The organism is Adhaeribacter swui, assembly GCF_014217805.1.
GTDB classification, from domain to species: domain Bacteria; phylum Bacteroidota; class Bacteroidia; order Cytophagales; family Hymenobacteraceae; genus Adhaeribacter; species Adhaeribacter swui.
Window position 1 is genome coordinate 5,608,441 of record NZ_CP055156.1, and the last position, 22,477, is coordinate 5,630,917.

Genomic DNA, 22,477 nt, shown 5'->3' on the forward strand with positions numbered 1-22,477 from the left:
GAAGGTTTAAAGTATAGCTTTTATTTTTAATAATTTACTAATCGGTTCTAAAAGTAGTAATTAAATCTATTTGCCCGAGGTATTTACTAAAACTAAATGCCAGCATTATAACATCGTCTGCTTAGGTTATTAATTTCTAATTTTAAATAATTTTAAAAAATTATAGCCCCTTAATACCTAGATTATTATTGATCTAAATACGAAGGGGCTACATTTTTAAGAAGTTAGTAATTGGTTAGAAGAACTAACTACTTTACTTCCAACACAACTACCGAAAACGGCGGCACTTTTACGGTTAATTTACCGGCATTTAACTTGGCATCTTTAAAGGCGGCTGGCTGAATTTTTTTAGGATTTTCGAAAGAGTTATAATCCTGCAATTTTCCGGAAGCTAATATTCTACCTGTTACGCCACCATTTTTTGTACCAGGCAAATCAATGCTTACTTCCTGGGTATTTTTACTATCAATATTTGTCAGCGAGATATGAGTCAAGCCCTTAGCATCGCGGGAAGCCGAAGCTGAAACCGCCGGCAATTTTTTATCTCCCATTACATAATCTTTACTTTTAACTTCTAATGGTAGTAAAGTGGCATCCTGGTGCACATTGTACATTTCCATCACGTGGTAGGTAGGCGTCAGTATCATTTTTTCGTCTTTCGTCAGAATAACGGCCTGCAACACGTTTATAGCCTGAGCAAGGTTTGCCATCCGAACGCGGTCGCTGTGATTATTGAAAATATTTAAAGTCATCCCGGCAATCATGGCATCGCGCATGGTGTTTTGTTGATATAAAAATCCAGGGTTAGTACCCGGCTCAACTTCGTACCAGCCGCCCCATTCATCTACCACCAAAGCTATTTTTTTCTGCGGGTCATACTTATCCATAATAGCAGAATGTTTGGTTACCAGTTCTTCCATTTGCCAGGCCCGCTGCATGGTGGTAAAATATTGCTGCTCATTAAAATCGGTAGAAGGCCCTTTTTTATTCCAGTCAATTACCGAATAATGGTGCAAAGCTACGCCTTCCAATAAACTACCCGGAATGTTTTTCATTAAGGTTTCGGTCCAGTTATAATCAGCCGAATTAGCGCCGGAGGCAATCCGGAATAAGTCGCCGGATTTGTTCCAGTCCGTAATAAAAGTAGCGTATTTGCGGTATTCGTTGGCGTAATAATCAGCGGTCATGTTACCGCCGCAACCCCAGGCTTCGTTACCAACGCCCCAGTATTTAACTTTCCAAGGTTTTTCGCGGCCGTTTTCGCGGCGCTGCTTCGACATGGGACTTTCGCCATCAAAATTGGTGTATTGTACCCAATCGGCCAGTTCTTGCACCGTGCCGCTGCCAATGTTACCGGCCAGGTAAGGTTCGGTGCCGATTAACTCGCACATATTTAAAAAATCGTGGGTACCAAAACTGTTATTTTCGGTTACGCCACCCCACCAGGTATTTACAATGGTCGGGCGTTTATCTTTGGGTCCAATGCCGTCTTTCCAATGGTAAGTATCGGCAAAACAACCACCGGGCCAGCGTAAATTCGGAATTTTTAAATTTTTTAGCGCCGTTACTACGTCGTTACGAACGCCATTGGTATTGGGTATTTTGGAGTTCTCGCCTACATAAAAACCACCGTAAATACAGGCGCCTAAATGTTCGGCAAAATGGCCGTAAATGTGTTTGCTGATTTTTACTTCGGCCTTGCCAGTTCCGGCCGGATTAATTTTAATGGTATTCTGCGCAAACGAAGAAAAACCACTTACCAGAAAAAGCAAACTTAATTTTAATTTGTTCATTATAAAGGTTGTATAAATTTAACTTATTTTCTTCTTGCCTTACTTAACCAATAGCCTAGTGCGTATTTGGTGAAGGAAAATTGTATTTTAAAAACGTCTCTAAAATTAGGAGCAACTATTAGTACCCTATTATTAATTTAAAAAAATCAACTAACCCATAAACTTTTTAGCGTTACTAACTCACCTAAAAAGGTAAAGGAAATAGTAAAGCAGGTATTTAAGTGTTAAAAATACATTTATCATTAAAGTTTCAAATGTAAGTTATGCCGGGGAAGTTTGCAATACTTTTGGTTTAAGCAGCTACTAACTTTCAAATACCTTTACAATACACAGTATAATTGATATAATACTTTAATAAATGATAGCTTCTGTTGCTATAATTTCAAATATCAGGGTTAAAAAATAGAAGCTTTACACTTTAAGTATTTGTAATATCACTCCCGGTAATTAATCAAAATTTTAAAATTTAAAAAATTGCTCCAGAACAAGCAGCCATAAAAAATAAAAAAATAGGTTATTACAATTTAAGCAGCTACCTGCAGGCTTATTTTTAAATTTTTTGACTTAGAAGCTGTTTCGCCTATTTAATTTAGAATACCGATTTCTCATTTTTTAATTTTCTATATTTTAAAAACTCCGAACCTGGTTATGCAAAGAAGAGCTTTCGTGAAATCGCTGGCAATGGGAACTGCCAGTATAACACTGGCGCCAAAATTATTAGCTACTCCCCTGCCCAAAGCCATTGGCGTGCAGCTATGGAATATCCGGGAATACTTAAAAAAAGATTTAATCGGCTCTTTAACTAAACTCGCCAAAATAGGTTATAACCAATTAGAGTTATTTGGCTACGATGGCACTTACTGGGGTAAAACCCCAAAGGAATTCAGTAAAATATGCACGGATTTGGGCTTTACCATTATTAGTGCACACTTTGAAACCGGCCGTATTGATAAAGCCAAAGGCACTTTATGGTACGGTTGGGATAAAGCCGTAGAAGATACTGCCTTGATGAATATACCCTATATGGTGTGCGCCTGGCTGTTTAAAGAAGAACGCACCAGCCTGGACCTTTATAAAGCCTTAGCCGATAAATTAAACACCGCGGGTGAAACTTGCCAAAAAGTTAAAATCCAATTAGGTTATCATAGCCACAATTTCGAGTTTCCGCCGATAGACGGCATTGTTCCCTACGACCTTTTGCTGGAACGAACCGATAAAGATTTATTAAAAATGGAAGCCGACCTTTTCTGGATAACCAAAGCCGGAGTAGATCCGGTAGCATATTTTAAAAAACACCCCGGCCGTTTTCCGTTATGGCACGTGAAAGATATGGAAAAAGGCTCGGAGCAATTTGCCGAAGTAGGCCATGGCATTATCAATTTTGATCGCCTGTTTGCCGCGCGGGAAATAGCCGGCTTAAAGCATTGGTTTGTAGAACAAGACCAAACCAGCCGGGAGCCTTTCGAAAGTTTAACTATGAGCCGCGATTATATTTTAAAGAAGAATTTTTAAAATTTTAAAAATTAAAAAAACAGAAATTTAGTTGCTTAATAACAGTTTAAAGGTGCCGTTTTCGTAAACAACCTTGGTTTGTGCTCGAAAATAAATTAAACCTGTCTGTTAATAATAGTTGCTTTCTTCTTCATCATACAAATCTATATCCAGTTCATCTTCTTCCAGCACCAGGTTTAAATACAAGTAAGTAAAGGTGCCGCACAGGGCCAAAGCAGCAATTATAAGCGCCGTCGATTTTTTCATAGTCGTAGTTTTAAAAAGTTAAAATATACTTTAAAAAGTTAGGTTCTGCAATCTTATTATAATTACGCATACATGCTACTTTTTTAACAGCTTCATTTAGGGACGTCTGCTGGTTACGGCCTGGGTGTCAGAATTCTTATTTCAATTTAGTTTAATTTCTGCCCTTCCCATTAAAAAACCAATTACTGTAGACCCGCCCCTTCAAAATACAATATTACCCTGATTCGCACGGCTACATTCCCGCACCAAAAGATATATTCCTATACTAAAAACCTTACCTAAAATTGCCCCACAACATCAATTAAATACAAAGCACTGCTTCATGCTTCATTTTAAAATACAGTTATAATCTAAGTTATAAATATAACTTTTACAGGAACAGTAAAAATTTTTAGATATACCTTTAGCTACCTAAACTTAATTAATCAAATTATACTTTACTTTGTATCATCAATATAAACGGAAGCAAAAAAGGCTTTATATTGATAAAAACAACAGTAATTAAGATAGTTGCTAACAATTAACTAAAAATTTAACAAGAACAGTGCTAAACGGAATAACTTTAAAAGCCACACTATCACAGAGCTTAAATTATAAATTAATCACTTTCAACTATCGCCTTTTACTTTAATAATCTTGAACTTTTTAACTGATTTACTCTCTAAAGTTCAATAAGCCAGCAAAACTTACCAGGTTTATCCTAAAAAATTAAAATAATACAATAAGTACACTAGTACAAACCCAATACAAACTACGCTTTAAAGTCCTTATAAATTTTAATATGAAAAAAATCTTTACCCGCGCATCCCTGATTATATTAGCAAGCTTTCATTTTGCCAATACTGGCTTCGCTCAAGATGGTTTATCTAAAGTTTGGGATAAAACCTACGGGGGAAGCAAAGCGGATATTTTGCAAATTCATTTACCAACTAAAGACGGTGGATTTATTTTGGGCGGCACCTCTGATTCGCCGGTTAGCGGCAACAAATCGGTAGATGTTAAAGGAAAACAAGATTTCTGGATTATAAAACTGGATGCCGCCGGCAACAAACAATGGGATAAAACCTTAGGTGGCAGCGGTTCTGATTATTTACAAGCCATTCAGCAAACCAATGATGGCGGTTATATTTTAGGCGGAAGCTCTGATTCGCCAGTAAGCGGCGACAGAACTGCCGCCGCCGCTGGCAAACAAGATTTTTGGGTGGTAAAATTAGATGCTACTGGCAATAAAACCTGGGATAAGGCTTACGGCGGTAATTCTAACGATTATTTAAAATCAGTGGTACAAACCAAAGAAGGCGGTTATATCTTAGGTGGTATCTCAGAATCTCCGGTTAGTGGTAAAACCGGATTTAATAAAACTGCCGCTTCTAAAGGCGAACACGATTACTGGTTAGTTAAAATAGATGTAAACGGCGCTAAAACCTGGGATAAAACCATTGGTGGCAGCAGCTTTGATTATTTACAAACCGTACAACAAACTACTGATGGCGGCTACATTTTAGGCGGTCATTCTTTCTCGCCGGCTGGTGGCAATAAATCAGCTGCATCTAAAGGTTACGGCGATTTCTGGATAGTAAAAACCGACGCTGCCGGCAATGTACAATGGGATAAAACCTTAGGCGGAAATTTAGACGAGATTTTTACCTCGATGGTACTTACCAATGATGGTGGCTACTTGGCAGGAGGCGTTTCTAAATCAGCGGTTGGCGGCGATAAATCAGCTGCTTCTAAAGGCTTCGGCGATTACTGGATTGTTAAATTAGATGCGGCCGGCGCTAAAAAATGGGATAAAACGATTGGCGGTACAAACAACGACTACTTACAAAGTGTAATCTCTACTGTTGATGGCGGTTATTTGTTAGGCGGAACCTCTAGCTCCCCGATCAGCGGCGATAAAACTACCGATACCAACGGGAATGCCGATTATTGGATTGTTAAAGTAGATGCCAATGGCGCTAAAAAATGGGACAAAACTTTCGGGGGCGCTGGCTACGATAACCTGCAATCCATTCAACAAACAAGCACTGGCGCTTACATTTTAGCCGGCACCTCCAACTCTGCCACCGGCACCCAAAAATTGGCTGTTGCCAAAGGCGAAACTGATTTTTGGATTATAAATACTGCTGTAAACGGTACAGAACAACCACCGGTAGTAGAAAAACCAGTAGTAGACCAAAAAGTAGAAAGCTTTACCTTAGTAAACGCCGACACCGACCAAGATTTATTTACTTTAACGGATGGCACCACACTGAATCTGGCTACTTTGCCAACCCGCAACCTGAACATCCGGGCAAACACCTCCACCAACACCGTAGATAGCGTTTCTTTCCGTTTAAGCGGCGCCGAAAATAAAAACTACGCCGAAGCTACTGCTCCTTTTGTTTTATTTGGAACTGTAGGTAATGATTACAACGCCTGGACTCCAACCGTAGGTACGTATCAATTGCAAGGTAATATTTATTCTGCTGCCATGGACTCAGATACCGTTGGAACCTCTTTAACAATCGCCTTTACCGTAACAGACCAGACCGATTCAACTAAAACGCAAAATCCGGTGGTGAATCAAAACCCCGTAGCTAATGCCGGCACCGATATTACCATTACCCAGCCCACCAGCACCGTAGCGTTAAACGGTAGCGCTACCGATGTGAATGGCACCATTACGGGCTATACCTGGAGCCAGGTAAGCGGTCCTACTACGGCCAGCTTTAACAGTAAAACAATTGCGCAGCCAATTGTTGGTGGCTTAACCGCCGGAACCTACGTATTCAACCTGGTTGCTACTAACAACTTAAACCTAACCAGTGCCGGTGACCAAGTAACGGTAACCGTAAATACAGCTCCTTCTTTACCAGTTGCCAATGCCGGTGCCGATATTACTATTACGCTACCAACTAACTCCGTAACTTTGACCGGCAGCGCTACCGATGCAAAAGCTACCATCTCGGGTTATACCTGGAGCCAGGTAAGCGGCCCTTCTACGGCCAGCTTCAGCAGCAAAACTACAGCAAAACCAGTTGTTAGTAATTTAACCGCCGGAACTTATGTTTTCAGTTTAGTAGCTACTAACTCTCAAAAAGCAGTAAGTTTAGCCGACCAGGTAACAATTGTGGTAAACAACAAAGTAACTACTAATTCGCAACTGGTATTTACTTTAGTTAATGCCGATACAGATAAAGATATTTTAACCCTAAAGGATGGCGCTACTTTAAACTTAGCTACCCTGCCAACTAAAAACTTAAACATTCGGGTTAACGCCGACGCTGCTACAGTAAAAAGCATTAAATTAGCTTTAAGCGGCAAATGGACTGTAAACAAAACCGAAACAGCTCCTTACACCTTATTCGGTGACGAGAAAAAAAGTGATGGCAGCATTAACTACGGTGGTGTGGTATTCTCTTTAGGCGATTACACCTTAAAAGCTTCTCCATACTCCGGTACTAATGCCAGCGGTACAGCAGGAACTTCAGCTACCATTAAATTTAAAGTAATCAACCAGGCAGCCAGCAAAGTAGCATCTGCTAACGCCACTTTACAAACTGCTACCGCCGTAAGCCTGAGTAACTACCCGAACCCGTTCCAAGGTCAAACTACCATCCAGTTTACCTCTGCGCAATCGCAAGACTACAAATTAGAAGTATATGATTTGAGCGGTAACTTAGTAAAAACTTTAAAAACTGCGAAAGCGGTAGCCGGCGAAAACGTACAAGTAACTTGGAATGCCAGCCAAAATAAAGAAGGTATCTACATCATCCGGTTAACTACTAAAAACGACGTACAACATTTACGGGTTATCCTGGGTAAATAATTAATAAAATTTAAAAACAAGAAGGCCTTTGCAGATTTGCAAAGGCCTTCTTGTTTTTAAATTTGGTAGCCATTCTAAATTTTTAAAAAATTACCTTCTAAGCAATTTAACAGATCCTTACAAAGCCCGGTCGAGATGCACGTAGCCGCCATCTACGTGAATTAACTGGCCGGTGGTATGGCTGGATTTGGGCGATAACAGAAATGCTACCGTATTGGCAATTTCTTCGGCGGTGGTCATGCGTTTTTCCAGGGGTATTTTATCGGTAATGGATTTTAGTTTTTCTTCCGGGTTCGGGAAAGTTTTAATCCAATCCTGGTACAAGGGAGTCCAGGCTTCGGCTACTATTATGGCATTTACCCGGATTTTGTAGGGCAATAATTCCACAGCCCATTCGCGGGTTAGCGCATTCCGGCCGCCGTTAGCAGCCGCGTAAGCCGAGGTATTGCCCTGGCCGGTTTTGGCCGTTTTGGAAGTAATGTTTACAATAGCTCCCTGGCTTTGCTTTAAAGCCGGTAGCGCATAATGTGCCATTAGGTAATAGTGTACTACATTCCGGTGCAGCGAAAGCATAAATTTTTCGTAATCGCCATGTTCTAAACCCACACCATCGTTTACGCCGGCATTGTTTACCAGCCCATCAATTTGGTTATAACGCGCCATTACGGTTTCTACGGCTAGTTTACTGGCCTCCGGATTGGTTAATTCCGCTACTACCTGGTCTGCTTTTCCGCCGGCATGTACAATTTCTTGCACCATGGCTTGATTATCTTGCTCGTTGCGGCCAATAATTACCGGCAGAGCGCCTTCGGCCGCCAACACCTGCGAAATGCCGGCGCCAATCCCTTTGGCTCCCCCGGTTACTAAAATTATTTTATCTTTTAACTCTAAATTCATGGTTGCTTTTTAGATACAGGGAGCCAAGTAATCAGGATTAATCTAAAAAGGCAAAACTTTTATTTTTTTCTTTTGGCCAGTACCACTCTCAACCAGATGGCCACAATTTTTGCGGATACTGCCCGGTAGCAATTAACTCGGAGAGCTGGCGTTTTACTTCTTCTTTATCTTCGGGGTAAGTTACGCCCATCCACTGATCCGCAGACGTGAGCACTTGTACTGTTGCTACATTATCCGTTAGCATCTGATTAACGGCTTCCGGGATATAAAATTCCGCTTTCTCGGTGTGGTTTTGTTTTTTTAAGAATGCTACCAGGTAGTTTTCCAATACAGGAAAAATAGCCGGCGTAAAACCCCAGAAATTCATCGATACGGTTTCCTGGCCGGTTAAATGCAATTCTTTTTGCTGGGGTAAACTGGCGACAATTTGGTCTTCTTTTTTAAAAATTTCTTTTAACTCCCGCACCGAAAGCAACTGCTTATTTTCATCTACTTTACACAAAGCCCGCGACACGCTACCGTTTTTAGACAAAGTATTCAGTAAAGGATAACCTGCCAGGCACCATTGCGGCTTAGTTGAGTTGCTACGAGAGGAATTTTTTAAAAAATCAGCTACTTGCCGGAAGGAAGAATAACCATAAAAATCGTCGGCGTTAATTACCGCAAAAGGCTCTTGTATCTGCGCCCGTGCCGACCACAAAGCATGCCCCGTGCCCCAGGGTTTTTCACGTGAAGCCGGTACGGCCAGATTGCCCGGTACCACCTGGAGCTCCTGAAAAGCCAAAACCACCGGAACCTGGGCTGGCACCCGGGACAAAATAGTAGCAGTAAATTCCTCTTCCAGAACTTTCCGGATTACAAACACTATTTTACCAAAACCGGCTTTAACAGCATCGTAAATCGAGTAATCCATAATCGTTTCACCGTTTGGCCCAAAGCTATCGAGTTGCTTGAGTTTACCGTATCGACTGCCCATACCGGCCGCCAGAACCACTAAAGTGGGCGCTTGTTCCATGCCTGTTAGTTTATTAGTAAAGAAATAAGTTAAGTATACCGTAAGTAGCATTGCCTTTGGCGGCATACTGCAACCAATTTCTTTTACTCCTAACCAGCCAGATCAGTTATGTTTTACGGGTATTTACCGGTAATAGCAAAAGTTTGCCTACCTGACAGGCGGTACGTTTTAGATTTACGGCCGTATGCGCAATGGCTTCGGTTAAAGGTACCGGCCCTGTACCAATCGGAAATACCGCATCGAAATAGTGGAAATCTTTTAAATTTAAATCAACTGGCATTTGCCCGGCCAAGGCAACCACCGGAATTTTTAAATTTTTTGCCAATTTAGCTACACCGTAGGGCCCTTTACCGGCTAAAGTTTGCTCGTCCAGGCCTCCTTCGGCGGTTATCAGTAAATCGGCATTGTTAAGTAATTCCCGGAAATTGGTTTTCTGTAGGATGTATTCTGTACCGGGCACCAGCTTAGCATTTAAAATAGCGGCTAACCCGGCGGCAGTTCCTCCGGCGGCTCCACCGTGGGGCAAATGCGCTATTTGCTTATTAAATTGCTGCTGAATGATTTGAGCTAGGTTAGTTAGGGCATTTTCGAGTAAAACCACTGCCTTTTCGTCGGCGCCTTTTTGCGGCCCAAATACGAAGGCAGCTCCCTTGGGGCCAAGCAAAGGATTATCGACATCGCACACTACGGTAATTTCACAAGTTTCTAATCGGGAATCGAGTTCTGTTAAGTCTATCCGGGCTAGTTGCCGCAAAGAGGCCGCACCAGGCGGTAGTTGCTGATCTTGTTCATCGTAAAATTGAACGCCTAAAGCTTGCAGCAAGCCGGTACCACCATCTACAGTGGCACTATTGCCTACGCCTATTAAAATTTCCTGAACTCCAGCGTCCAGAGCGGCTTTTACTAATTGCCCTGTACCATAGGTAGAAGCTTGCAAGGGATCAGGTTCTGTGCTAGTCAGGTGTTTTAACCCGGAAGCTTGCGCCAACTCTATTACGGCGGTTTTCCCTTGGTTAACTAAGCCAAATGTTGCGGTAATTGGCCGGAGTAATGGATCCAGCACGGCCACCTGCCGGTAAGTTCCCTGCCAATGGTTTACCAGAATTTCCAGCATGCCTTCTCCCCCATCGGCCACCGGAAAAATGAAGTAAGTAGCGTCTATATTACTTTCTTCCAGACCCGCTTTTATAGCGTTTGCCACTTCTAAACCCGAAAGGCTGTGCTTAAAAGCATTGGGAGAGATTACTACGTGCATTTGTTGAAGATTATTTATTCAAAAATTAAATTTTTTAAAATTAATTGGGTTGAGGTTAGATTTATGAATGAACTCCATCTATTTTAAAAAAATCCCGGATATTCTGCAGTACTTTATCCATGAGCAATATGCGGGCTTCGTGGCTGGACCAGGCAATGTGTGGGGTTAATACCAGTTTAGCCGGATTGTTAATTTTCAACAACGGGTTATCGGGTTTAATAGGCTCAGCGGCAAACACATCTAAACCGGCCCCGGCAATCAAATCATCGTTTAAAGCTTTTGCTAAGTCGTTTTCATCGACAATGCCACCCCGCCCCACATTAATGAGCAAGGCTGATTTTTTCATTTGCTGCAGTTGCGGATAAGCCATTAAGTTGCGCGTTTTTCCGGATAAGGGAGCATGAATAGAAATAATGTCGGAGGTAGCTAAAAATTCATTTAGCTCCAACCTTTCATAATCCGGGTTATGGTTTTTGCCGGACGTAGAGTAATAAACGACTTTGGCCCCGAAAGCTGCAGCAATTTTAGCTACTTGCCGGCCAATGTTGCCTAAGCCAATAATACCAAATTGTTTACCGCTAATTTCAAAGTAAGAAGGACCCAGGTGGGTAAAGATATCGGACTCCGAATAACCACCCAATTTAACATAATTATCAAAATAAGGTATATTATTTATTAATTGCAGCAGCAAAGCAAAAGTAAGTTGCGCTACGCTGTGCGTAGAATAATCAACAGCATTCTTTACGGTAATATTTAAATCCTGAGCTGCGGTTAAATCTATGTTGTTCATGCCGGTAGCCGCCACGCAAATTAATTTTAAATTCGGGCTGTTTTCCAGCGTATCCTTATCCAGAACTACTTTATTGGTAATAACTACATCCTGATCTTTTACGCGGGCCAAGGTTTCTGATGGATCTGTAGTTGCGTATAAACTTACCTCCCCGAACTCACGCAGTTTTTCCAGGTTCGGAATATCGCCCATGGTTTTGGTATCTAAAAAGGCAATCTTCATAAAATTTAAAAAATTAGCTGAGGCAACAATCTACAAATAAAAATTCTTATGGTTAATTCTAAAAATCCGAAAGCTATTGACGTATTTAAAAGAAGCGCGAACCAAGAAAATAATTTATCAAAGCCCACGCTACGCACCTTGGTTAGCGGCAATTTCTTGCAATAACTGTTCGTCGGAGTAGGCCTCGAGCCAGTTTTTAGGTAACTGCAACCGTACGGTTTGGGCGCCGCCGCTGGGGGTGCAAACAACCGGTACTTCGCCGTTTTCACTTTCACTTAAATCGTTAGCTTTTTCGGCGGCTTTACTATTAACAGCAGCATAAGCCTGCACGCAAGTCCAGGTGGTATTATCGATAGCGGTAACTTCTCTTTGTTTCATGTGAGGTTTATATTGTTAGAAACTAAGCATACTAACTTCATCGGTTTTTGTTTTCTTTCAGCCTTGCTCCTATTTGCATATTTCAGCCGGATTTTAAAAAGTATATCCAAAGTCCGGTATTGGGGATATAACCAATAGCCTCTTTCAATTGTTATAGTGGGTGAATGGCTAATTTTGGCTACGCGCTTGCGGGTATTTTCCCGATTAATTTTTCGGATTTTTTAAAAAAATCCGATTTTAAATAAGTCTTTTGTAACTCAAATTCGTAATCGGTTTAAAGAACATCATTCTTTTACCGGATGATGCATTTCTAAACTTTTATTTTTATGACTAATAACGATAAAATAAATCAAGATAATCCGGATGTTATTTTAATTGGCGCCGGTATTATGAGTGCCACCTTGGGCATGATGATTAAAGTACTGGAACCGGATGTTACCGTAGAAATTTTTGAGCGACTGGACGTAGCCGCCGCGGAAAGTTCGGATGCCTGGAATAATGCAGGAACAGGCCACTCGGCGTTTTGCGAACTAAATTACACGCCCGAAAAACCGGATGGCTCTATTGATACGTCGAAAGCGGTTAATATTGCCGAATCTTTCGAAATATCGAAGCAATTCTGGGCTTTCCTGATTCAGAATAATTTAATCGACCTTCCGGAGTCTTTTATCCGGCGTATTCCGCACATGAGTTTTGTGTGGGGCGAGAAAAACGTAGAATATTTAAAAAAACGCCACGCTGCGCTTACCAAATGCCCGCTGTTTAAAGGCATGCAGTACTCCGAAGATTTAAACCAGCTTACCCAATGGATGCCTTTGATTATGGAAGGCCGCGACCCGAACCAAAAAGTAGCGGCTACCCGCATGGAAATTGGTACCGACGTGAACTTTGGCGCTTTAACCCGCAGCATGCTGGATTATTTAAAAGAACAAGACGGCGTTAAAATCCATTTTCACCACGAAGTACGCAAACTTAAAAAAACCGAAGATGGCCGTTGGCAGATTAAAGTAAAAGACTTAGCTACCGATGCCAAAAGAAAATTAAGCGCCCGGTTTGTGTTTATTGGCGCGGGGGGCGGTTCGTTGCCTTTGCTCGAAAAATCAGAAATTCCGGAAGGAAAAGGTTTTGGTGGTTTCCCGGTAAGTGGGCAATGGCTGGTGTGCACCAACCCCAATATTATAAACCGTCACCAGGCCAAAGTTTACGGTAAAGCTGCCGTAGGTTCGCCGCCCATGTCGGTACCGCACCTGGATACCCGGGTAATTAATAACGAGAAAGCTTTGTTGTTTGGTCCGTACGCCGGCTTTAGCACCAAATTTTTAAAACAAGGCTCTTACCTGGATTTACCTTTATCCATTAAAGCCAATAATTTACGCCCCATGATTATTGCGGGCATTAAAAACATACCTTTAACCCGGTACTTAATTAACCAGGTACGGCAATCGCCTGCCGACCGGTTAGCCGCTTTGCGCGAGTTTGTGCCGGAAGCCCGCATGGAAGACTGGAAACTCGAAACGGCTGGTCAGCGGGTACAGGTAATTAAAAAAGACGCGAAAAAAGGTGGGGTTCTGGAATTTGGTACCGAGGTAGTAAGTGCCGCCGATGGCTCTATTGCCGCTCTACTCGGGGCATCACCGGGAGCTTCTACGGCCGTTTCTATTATGCTGAGCTTGTTGCAACGGTGCTTCCCGGAACGGTTTAATACCGAAAAAGCGCAAACCAAAATTAAACAAATGATTCCTTCTTTCGGCGAATCGTTGAGTAAAAACGAGGCTCTTTTGGAAGAAGTGCGCAACATGACCCACGAAGTACTCGGAATTAAAGAAACCGAACCCGTGCAAATCTAAATCACGGATTTTTCCGGATTTAGCGGATAACACAGATGCTCATTCTACTTAATCGTAAATTTTTAATTTTTAATATTTTCAGAAAAGCAGAAAGGTGAACGTAATGGTTCACCTTTCTGCTTTTGTAGAAGATGCATAAGACCTTTCTTCTAATTTGAGAAAATCAGAAATTTAAAAAATTTGATAAATTGCACATTGATACAATCCGCGTAATCCGCTAAATCCGGGAAAATCCGTGATCTAGAAATCCACTGGAATTAATTTCTGGTAGGTTTTTAAATCGATGTGGTCTTGTTTCTCGAAAGGCCGCTCCGTAGGGGTAATTTTTAAAATTCGGGAAACTTTAAAATCGCGGTATTCTTGCCGCCAATGGCACCAGGCAATTAAATGCCAGCTAAAAGCGTAAAAAAGCAAACCAATCGGTTCGATGTAGCGCTTGCTAACTTCGCTTTTATTGTTTTTATAATCGAGCTGCACAATGGTTTTGTTTGAGATGGCGTTTTGCAGCACCGATAAGTACTCGTAATCGTTTTGTATGCAAGCTGGAAATTGGTACCGGATGTTGCTGGTTAGTATTTCGAGCTTCTCTTTTTGAGAACCCCGCAGCACCGAATTTATTTTGCTTAAAGCGCTGGAGTAATGCGTCTGAATGGATTTATCGGCAAATCCGTATACTAAACTTTCCATCAGCAGTAAGGCATTGGCTTCTTCGCAGGAAAAGGAAATAGGCGGCAGAAAATAGCCTTGCACAATAAAATAGCCTTTATTTTGCTCAAAACTTACCGGTATGCCCTGCTCACCCAAAGCTTTTACGTCGCGGTAAACCGTGCGCACGCTAATGCCAAACTTATCGGCTATTTTTTCGGCGGTAACGTATTTTTTAGATTGCAACAAAGTTAATATGCCAAATAAGCGATCAATCCGGTTCATTGGAGGTTTATTAAATTTGTGAGTATCTATTTTCTTTTAAAGCCTTTTTCTACTTATAAATCTTTAGGTATTAAGATTATAAGTCTTGGTAGAAGCAGCAAATCTGGCTTAGGTCTGGAGGAATAAAGATAAATATTTTATCGCACGCAAGCACTAAATTGCTAAATTACTTAGTTAATTTTTTTAATTTAATAATCTTGACTGCGGCTGATAAGGCAAATTCAGGAACTAATATTAAATCGTTCTGCGCTCAATTATAGAAGAAAACTAGGCTATCAAATTTTTAAATTTTTTAAAATTTGATAGCCTAGTTTTCTTCTATTTAACTTAAGCAAGTTAAACCAATTAGCTAGTTGCTACCGTTATTTGCTTTAAACCTTTAGCTTGCAATATAGCCATTGCTCCTACCCATACTGCTACCGCCGCAATTAAAAAGTAACCAATTGTGCTAAAATGGAACCATTGCGGTACTAAAATAATGGCGCTTTCAACTACCCAAAGAATATCCAGGGCAATTATAAATTTTACCTAGCCTTTCTGCACGATGGGTTTACGACTCTGCACCAAAACAAAACCAGCAAACAGCAACAAGAAAATGCCGACGGCTACAAAAGGCAAGGTTTTGGGCGCACCGAATAATTCTGCAATATAACCGGGAAAAAGCAATAGCAACAAGGCAGTGGCTCCAGAACTTAAAGCATTAATTAATAATACTGATTTTAAGCTTGTTATTGTTTTCATAATTGTATTTTTTAGTGTACTCAAAACTAGCTACCCTCCTAAGCTATTAGTTGATATTTTGCGACAAAATGAAAATTGCAGCCCTGCATTTACATAATTTTTTAGAGTACGCCCAAATCCGGGGAGTTCTGGTACCCAAGTTGGCAGCCGGTAATACTGCAGCACCAGCTAATGCCACCGACGACTTGTTAATGATACCGGAACCGGATTTTTATGCTGCTTTAAAACAGGCGCACCAGCAAATACAAGATGATTTGTGGGGCATAAAAGCCGGCAATTACCTGACCTTAAAGTTACTGGGATTGATTTACCAGATATCGCTGCAAGCCACCACCTTGGAAGAAGCTTTCCATTACCTGCATTCGTATTTGCAAACTACCTTGCCCCTTTTAGCTACTTTCACCCAGGTAACCCAAGAGCAGGCTACCATTACCCTCCAGATTAACAACCACGAAGAACAACTAAACCGGGTGATCATGGAAAATGTGCTTACCATTATTTCCCGGGAAATTACCATGATGGTTAGTGGCGAGGTAGAATTTACTTTAAGCTCTCCGTTTTGGCATTCTTCTTACCCGAAAAACTGGGTATATGGTGCCACTTACAGCATTTCTTTTGCACCGATTACCTTAAAAGCGGCCATTCGTAAACGCTCGGAAGAAAAGCTGGAAATTTTAATACCGGAGTACATCAAGCTTCTGGAAGTACTAAAAGCCGCTGATTCAAATTTCCCAAATCAGGTTAAAATAACCATGCTCGCCCTGTCGGATCCGCTTTTACCTGATATTGCAGCCGTTTCGGAAACTTTATGCCTTACTCCCCGAACTTTGCAGCGCCGCCTGGAACGGGAAAACAGCAGTTATCGTTTGCTGTCGCAAGATTTAAAGAAGCAAATCTGCTCTTTTTTATTGCAACATCAAGAGTATTCCGTTACCAATCTGGCTTATGTATTGGGATATGCTGAGCCGGCCGCTTTTATTCATTCTTTTAAAAAATGGTTCGGCGATTCCCCGGACCGGATTCGCCGGAAAAAGTGGAATGCCGCTTCTTTAAAATAAATAAGCTTACTAGTTACATTACTACCTATTATTAATCTTGCAGAATAATTTAAAAACGCAGAATACTGTTCTGCTTAAATGGAGCGATTAAGTTCATTCGGCGCTACCATAGCCAACATCCGGAAGTACGCGTACTGGTTTATTTTCGAGGCCGGATCGTTCTGAATAAATTCAATTACTTCATTTTCGTCGGAAACCGCCAGAATGGCTACTCCATAAGTAGCTGCGGGGTCCAACACCGGCCCAAACACCAGCATTTTACCATTAGCCAGAAATTGCTGCCCGTATTGCACGTGTTGTTGCATAATGCTTTTTTCTTCGTCCGTCATGGTTTGGGCAAAGTCGTTGCGGCTTGGAGTTAGTTTGAGAAGAAAATATTTCTTTTCCATAGTACCAGTTGATGTTTGTGGTAGCTGTTAAATTCAAAAAATTTAAAAATACATCCTTTACTTTAATATCAGGTCAGTCGTTAATCTTCGAGATTAGCGATTAACTTTTGCAGGGTAGCGATGGTAGTTTGGTATTCGGCTTCGGTAATGTTTTGCATACTTCTTGCCCGAAAATTTGTTTGTAGCGTTAAAGCTGTCTGATGAAGTTGCTGGCCCTGAGGTGTTACATACAACTTATCTTGTTGTTGTTCTACTAGATTTTCCCGTTCGAAACGCTGTATTATCTTCTTTATAGCAAAATCGTCGCCGAAGGGCTGCATGATACTGCAAAGCTCCTGCATTGCAATTCCCTTACTTTCTTGCACCGCATGTAATACCTGCCATTCCTGGCGCGTCAACCCGGTTGTAGTTTGAATTTGATTAATGCCTTGGGTTAGCAGAGCATCGGCTTTTATCAACCAATAGCCTATAGGCAAATCTTTTGATTTCATAAGCTAACGCTTTTGTTTTACGGCCTTGATTTGTGTTAAATTTTTAAAATTTCTACAGTTAAGCGTTTAATTACCCAAACCTAATTTACTTATAAAGATTTTAATTTTTAATATCAGGCTTTTTCCAGATTTTGGGAGCAGCGTAGGCCTTGGCAACATCATCTAAAATTAAAACCCAATCGTTATCGCGGTCCTGACTAGGCGGAGTAAATGGCTGGGCACCCGAATTTTTAAATTTTCCAAATTTCGTGGATACGCCAGTTCGTGGGTCGAACCAATGGGCGTTCACTTCTTTACCCGATATTTTGCCCATGTTTACAGTAAAGGGTTTGCCGGAAGTGGAATAAATAAACGCATAATCTTTTCCCCGGGTAGCCTGTATGCGATCTCCACCCTCCAGGGCTGCAGTTATCAAACTTTGATCGGGTACCCGGTCCAGGAAAGGGCGCGATTCTATCAGGGAACGTACGTGACTCATGTGGCTGCTGCCGGGCAAATGTATGGCTTCGGACCAGGGACCTAAAGGATTGTTTAAATTTTTACCTTCGGGTTTGTTCATTTGCCAGATGGCGTGGCACCCATAGGTATGGCCGTGGGCCCCGGCAAATAAATCCAGGTAAGCGGCGCGGCGCACGTCATAAGCTTTAGAGTAGCCGTTTTCTTTCGCATTAAAACACACCGGATGATCTTCATAAATAGGTTCACCATCCATGGTGGGTTTGGTATTGGCTAAATTATAATCGTGACTGATGTGGTCGTACACGTCAGCGAAACGGCAATGGCCCGTTTGAAACATGTTAAAGTCGAGCCAGGCATCGTTGTGGAACCAGGTAGACGAGCCGCCTTTTTCTTTGGGCTGCGGATGAAAAGTCATCATGACTTTATCTTGATTGACATTACCGGCTCCTGCCACTATGCCCGCTGCCAAGGCGCGCCAAATAGCTACATCTTGTTCGTTTCGGGGATTGCGGTCGCCGCCAATTATCCAGATTATGGGCTTGTTCTTGTACCGGTTACCAATATAACGGCCATAGGTTTCGGCATTTTTGGGGTTAAAAATTTCCGGGCCTTCGCCCCATTTATCTTTAAAAACTTTATCGCCCCAGGTAGGCAGCATACCAATGTATAAACCCAAAGAAGCAGCTTTATCTACAATATAATCTACGTGTTTAAAATATTCGTCGTTGGGTTTGGTAGGATCGTCGTTTATTAAAGGCAAATGGCCGTAGGGGTTGGGATCGTGTAAACCATTCAGTTCGGCCAGCACAACTGCCTGAATAACGGTAAAACCTTTATTGGCGCGGTCTTGCAGGTAGGTAGTAGCCTCTTCCCGATTTAAGCGATGAAATAATTCCCAAGCCGTGTCGCCGAGGTAAAAAAAAGGCTGTCCGTTTTCTTTTAGAAGATACCGTTTGTTAGTACTTACTTTTAACTGATACTGCGCCCAAGCCGGTGTTGCTTGCGCAAAACACCAGATGCTACTTAAACCTATTATCCATCTTAAGTACCGGCGGCTAAACTTTTCCAGAGAACGCATTAACATCATTTATTTTGATTAAACAGAGCTACACATAAGTTAATGATAGCCTTCAAAATAAAGAATTAATTTACAGGATAAGTAAAATCAAGAATATTTTTAAAATAAAGGAATAAGCAATTCCAGAATTAAATAAAAAACGACGTTGGTAGTAGCATCCGAAAACCTACTGCGGAAAACCTGCATTGCCGCCAGCTTAAGCTGGCGGGTATAATGTTCAACTGGCGTTTGGAAAGCTACAAAAAAAGGGAAGCAGCTCCGATAATGCCCCTCGGGCGCATCCTAAAGAAGGCCCTATGACATCACCGCAAAGCTGCTTCATATCTTTACCGGTTTGCGTACTTTGGCACAGCCAACCGGCTCATTTTTTAAAAAACAGGTATTTTGATAAACCTGATTATCTCTGGCCGAAAGAGCCATCAAAGGAGTAAATAACGGCGGCTCCAATGGTAGTCTGACTCTTTTTCAACTTGCTTTCGCCCGACACAAAAAACGGATCTTTGGTGGCATCAAAACGGATTTCGGGTTTTAAATGAAAGTTACCATCGGCTAATTTTATGTCGCCGGTTAAAGTAAATTCGGTAGCTTGTATTTTATCGAAGTAGCGTACGCCGTGTTTGTCGTTAAAATGCTCGGCGCGTAAACCTAAGCCAAACTTATCCGACATTTCATAATTTAAATACACGGCTGCCCCCCCCCAGGTCGCATCTTCCATCCAGCGGGTACCAGCTACCTCGCGGTCGGCACCGGTGCGAAAAGAACCATAGGCGGCATTTACACCTACTTTAAAGGCATCGTTCACCTGAAAAGCGGTGGTAATATCAAATAAACTGGTATAAGAACCTTTAGTAGCGCCAAAAGCAGAGTTTCCACCGTATTCATCGCCGCCAATCCAGTTTGCGTACACATGAAAGCCTTCGGCCGGCATTAAATGTACCTGGGCCGTAACCGATTTTTTATCGTTAAAATCCTGCAAAGCATCCCAACCATTAACCACTCCAAACATTAAACTAAATTTATCCGAAGCCACGTAGTCCAGTTTAGCCCCGGTATGGTAAAACGGGCCATTGCCGAACAAGTAAGACAAACTGTAATTATAGTTCAAAGGGGCATCGATGAGTTCGTAGCCAATGTGCGTACCGTATTGCCCAACGGTTAAAGCAAGTTTATCGGTGAAGTTATAAGTACCGTAGGCTTGTTTTATAGCAAAAGAAGTAGAGGTTATGTCGTCTTTATTGGTGTTTAAAGTTTTATAATTTCCAAAGTTTCCTAAATCGGCGTTCGGGCCATACGTTAAATCGGCTACTACTTTTAGTTTACCTTTAGTATAGGTAAGTGCCGTTTGAACCAAACCCAGCGAAAAGTTATCGTGCATTAAATCAAAAATGCGCCCTTGGTTAATACCACCGGAAGGGTTATTGGTATTATAAAGGTAATAAGCATCCACGTAACCGCTAATACTTAAGGACCCCGCCTCTTTAGCTGCCGCCGGTACAGCAGTAGCAGTAGAATCTGATTGGGCATTTGCCCCAAAAGCCCCCATAACAAAGGCAGCCATTAAGAGTAAAGATCGTCTTTTCATAAATGTTTAAATTTTTAGGTTGGTTAATAATAGTGGTGCTTTATTAATTATTTCGATGTAAATATAATAACCAACTTTAAAATCAAAAGCATTTTTAAAAAATTTATATTATTTTTCTACTTTACACCTTAAATTATAACTTATAATTACAAATAACATCATTTTTAAACCTATCAAACCTAAAATTTAAATCTATTTACAAAACACTTACTTATATTTCTTATAAACTCAATCAATGTATACTTACCAACTTAATATTATTAAAAAATTTATCATAACACTACCTATATTTAATACCTACAAACCCTAAAGCATATCTATTTTAAAATTTCGCTCCAATATTTAACCATACCCACAACAAACCAATCATTTTACCAATTTAAAACCACGATTAAAGACTAATTACCGGAACGTAATGAAAGATTAATTAAAGAGCCTTAAAATTTTAAAGCAATGGTTTATTATTGAGGGTAGATTTTCTTTTTATACATTTTTATCTAATTTCGCTTCCTAAGAAATCCTCACGTTCCATCCTTATACTATAATAAAACAGCATGTCTGATTCAGCAGAATTAATCTTAGAAGGCAAATCCTACACTCTGCCTATAGTTGTTGGTACCGAAAATGAAAAAGCTATTGATATAAATTCCTTAAGGGCGCAAACGGGTCATATTACCATCGACTCGGGGTACAAAAACACCGGAGCAACCCAAAGTGCCATTACTTATTTAGACGGGGAATTGGGAGTTTTGCACTACCGGGGTTATTCTATTGAGCAACTAGCCGCCAAGTCGAATTTTATTGAAGTAGCTTATTTATTGATTTACGGCAAACTACCTACCCAGCACGAGCTTACTCATTTTAATGAGCAAATTGCTAAACGCACCCTGGTACACGAAAATTTCCGTACTTTATTAAGCGCTTATCCGGCCAATGCTCACCCCATGGGCATTTTGTCTTCCATGATCTGCTCGTTAACCGCATTTCATCCGGACAGCTTGGACCCAAATTTAACGGATGAGCAAGTTGACTTAAATATTGCGCGCTTAATGGGTAAAATTACTACCATTGCAGCGTGGTCGTATAAACATGCGGTAGGCCGGCCATTGGTTTACCCCAAGAAAAGTTTAGATTACTGCTCTAACTTTTTACAGATGATGTTCTCGGATCCTACCGAGAATTACCACGTAAACCCGGTAGTAGTAGATGCATTAAATAAATTGTTAATCCTGCACGCCGACCACGAGCAAAACTGCTCTACCTCTACGGTGCGGTTGGTAGGTTCTTCTAACGCCAGCTTGTTTGGTTCTATTTCGGCGGGAGTTAATGCTTTATGGGGACCGTTACACGGCGGCGCCAACCAGGAAGTAATTGAAATGCTGGAAGCTATTAAGGCCGACGGCGGCGACTCGAAAAAATACATCGAAAAGGCAAAGGATAAAAACGACCCGTTCCGGTTAATGGGCTTTGGCCACCGCGTGTACAAAAACTTTGACCCACGCGCAAAAATTATTAAAGCGGCCTGCGATAATATTTTATATAACCTGGGAGTTAAAGACCCGATTCTGGAAATTGCGAAACAGTTAGAAGAAGCAGCTTTAACGGATCCGTACTTCATCGAGCGCAAATTATACCCGAACGTAGATTTTTACTCCGGCATTATTTATAAAGCCATTGGCCTACCGAAAGAAATGTTTACGGTGATGTTTGCGATTGGCCGCTTGCCCGGCTGGATTGCCCAATGGAAAGAAATGCGGGAAAATAAAGAACCAATCGGACGGCCACGCCAGATTTATACCGGCCAAACTGCCCGCGAGTACGTTGATATTAAAAACAGATAGCTATAAAAAGGAAAAGCCCGCAAGATGCGGGCTTCTTCTTTATACATTTAAACAATTAATCAATCCGAGTACATATACGGAGAGGTTGCTTGTTTGGTTATGTGTTTTTTAAAAAAATCTGCATTTATTTCTTAAAAAATAA

General features: G+C 41.3%; 18 protein-coding genes. 5 read left to right on the forward strand and 13 right to left on the reverse strand.

Features of this window, described 5'->3' with window-relative positions:
* Nucleotides 1-248: 248 nt before the first annotated feature.
* Nucleotides 249-1,793: an alpha-N-arabinofuranosidase gene (locus tag HUW51_RS23145; RefSeq protein ID WP_185271955.1), complete on the reverse strand. Its 1,545-nt coding sequence runs from the start codon at nt 1,791-1,793 to the stop codon at nt 249-251.
* 648 nt (nt 1,794-2,441) lie between these two features.
* On the opposite strand from HUW51_RS23145, the gene HUW51_RS23150 reads away from it, so the two are divergent.
* Nucleotides 2,442-3,305, forward strand: a complete 864-nt coding sequence (locus tag HUW51_RS23150) for a sugar phosphate isomerase/epimerase family protein (RefSeq protein ID WP_228466861.1) — start codon at nt 2,442-2,444, stop codon at nt 3,303-3,305.
* A gap of 108 nt (nt 3,306-3,413) precedes the next feature.
* On the opposite strand, the gene HUW51_RS23155 is transcribed toward HUW51_RS23150, so the two are convergent.
* A complete protein-coding gene (locus HUW51_RS23155) occupies nt 3,414-3,551 on the reverse strand; it encodes a hypothetical protein (RefSeq protein ID WP_185271956.1) in 138 nt (45 codons plus the stop codon).
* Between the two features lie 781 nt (nt 3,552-4,332).
* On the opposite strand from HUW51_RS23155, the gene HUW51_RS23160 reads away from it, so the two are divergent.
* The gene (locus HUW51_RS23160; RefSeq protein ID WP_185271957.1) at nt 4,333-7,362 is read left to right on the forward strand and encodes a PKD domain-containing protein; all 3,030 of its coding nucleotides are present in this window, start codon (nt 4,333-4,335) and stop codon (nt 7,360-7,362) included.
* A gap of 117 nt (nt 7,363-7,479) precedes the next feature.
* On the opposite strand, the gene HUW51_RS23165 is transcribed toward HUW51_RS23160, so the two are convergent.
* From HUW51_RS23165 to HUW51_RS23185, 5 genes are all read right to left on the reverse strand, one after another.
* Nucleotides 7,480-8,259 carry an L-fucose dehydrogenase gene (locus tag HUW51_RS23165; RefSeq protein WP_185271958.1) on the reverse strand — a complete coding sequence of 260 codons (780 nt, stop codon included), beginning with the start codon at nt 8,257-8,259 and terminating at the stop codon, nt 7,480-7,482.
* Nucleotides 8,260-8,347: 88 nt separating this feature from the next.
* Complete coding sequence (locus HUW51_RS23170; protein ID WP_228466865.1) at nt 8,348-9,274, reverse strand: nucleotidyltransferase family protein; 927 nt, start codon at nt 9,272-9,274, stop codon at nt 8,348-8,350.
* 106 nt (nt 9,275-9,380) lie between these two features.
* Nucleotides 9,381-10,529 carry a glycerate kinase family protein gene (locus tag HUW51_RS23175; RefSeq protein WP_185271960.1) on the reverse strand — a complete coding sequence of 383 codons (1,149 nt, stop codon included), beginning with the start codon at nt 10,527-10,529 and terminating at the stop codon, nt 9,381-9,383.
* A gap of 61 nt (nt 10,530-10,590) precedes the next feature.
* Nucleotides 10,591-11,541 carry a D-2-hydroxyacid dehydrogenase gene (locus tag HUW51_RS23180; RefSeq protein ID WP_185271961.1) on the reverse strand — a complete coding sequence of 317 codons (951 nt, stop codon included), beginning with the start codon at nt 11,539-11,541 and terminating at the stop codon, nt 10,591-10,593.
* A 129-nt stretch (nt 11,542-11,670) separates the two neighbouring features.
* Nucleotides 11,671-11,919: a hypothetical protein gene (locus tag HUW51_RS23185; RefSeq protein ID WP_185271962.1), complete on the reverse strand. Its 249-nt coding sequence runs from the start codon at nt 11,917-11,919 to the stop codon at nt 11,671-11,673.
* A 326-nt stretch (nt 11,920-12,245) separates the two neighbouring features.
* Here HUW51_RS23185 and HUW51_RS23190 point away from each other — a divergent pair, with 326 nt between their 5' ends.
* Nucleotides 12,246-13,766 (forward strand): malate:quinone oxidoreductase, encoded by a 1,521-nt coding sequence (locus HUW51_RS23190; protein ID WP_185271963.1) that lies wholly within the window; start codon nt 12,246-12,248, stop codon nt 13,764-13,766.
* Nucleotides 13,767-14,006: 240 nt separating this feature from the next.
* Here HUW51_RS23190 and HUW51_RS23195 read toward each other — a convergent pair whose 3' ends face one another.
* Both HUW51_RS23195 and HUW51_RS23200 read right to left on the reverse strand, forming a co-directional pair.
* Entirely contained in the window at nt 14,007-14,696 is a 690-nt protein-coding gene (locus HUW51_RS23195) for a helix-turn-helix transcriptional regulator (protein WP_185271964.1), read from the reverse strand.
* A 528-nt stretch (nt 14,697-15,224) separates the two neighbouring features.
* Nucleotides 15,225-15,437 (reverse strand): hypothetical protein, encoded by a 213-nt coding sequence (locus HUW51_RS23200; protein ID WP_185271965.1) that lies wholly within the window; start codon nt 15,435-15,437, stop codon nt 15,225-15,227.
* A gap of 68 nt (nt 15,438-15,505) precedes the next feature.
* On the opposite strand from HUW51_RS23200, the gene HUW51_RS23205 reads away from it, so the two are divergent.
* Complete coding sequence (locus tag HUW51_RS23205; protein WP_185271966.1) at nt 15,506-16,495, forward strand: AraC family transcriptional regulator; 990 nt, start codon at nt 15,506-15,508, stop codon at nt 16,493-16,495.
* Between the two features lie 74 nt (nt 16,496-16,569).
* On the opposite strand, the gene HUW51_RS23210 is transcribed toward HUW51_RS23205, so the two are convergent.
* The 4 genes from HUW51_RS23210 to HUW51_RS23225 form a co-directional block, all read right to left on the reverse strand.
* On the reverse strand, nt 16,570-16,884 hold the full coding sequence (locus tag HUW51_RS23210) for a YciI family protein (RefSeq protein WP_185271967.1): 315 nt from the start codon (nt 16,882-16,884) through the stop codon (nt 16,570-16,572).
* An 80-nt stretch (nt 16,885-16,964) separates the two neighbouring features.
* Nucleotides 16,965-17,375 carry a MarR family winged helix-turn-helix transcriptional regulator gene (locus tag HUW51_RS23215; RefSeq protein ID WP_185271968.1) on the reverse strand — a complete coding sequence of 137 codons (411 nt, stop codon included), beginning with the start codon at nt 17,373-17,375 and terminating at the stop codon, nt 16,965-16,967.
* Nucleotides 17,376-17,475: 100 nt separating this feature from the next.
* Entirely contained in the window at nt 17,476-18,912 is a 1,437-nt protein-coding gene (locus HUW51_RS23220) for a glycoside hydrolase family 140 protein (protein ID WP_185271969.1), read from the reverse strand.
* A gap of 397 nt (nt 18,913-19,309) precedes the next feature.
* On the reverse strand, nt 19,310-20,494 hold the full coding sequence (locus HUW51_RS23225; protein WP_185271970.1) for a porin: 1,185 nt from the start codon (nt 20,492-20,494) through the stop codon (nt 19,310-19,312).
* A 554-nt stretch (nt 20,495-21,048) separates the two neighbouring features.
* Between HUW51_RS23225 and HUW51_RS23230 the strand changes: the two genes are divergently transcribed.
* Nucleotides 21,049-22,335, forward strand: a complete 1,287-nt coding sequence (locus HUW51_RS23230; RefSeq protein WP_185271971.1) for a citrate synthase — start codon at nt 21,049-21,051, stop codon at nt 22,333-22,335.
* The last annotated feature ends 142 nt before the right edge of the window (nt 22,336-22,477 follow it).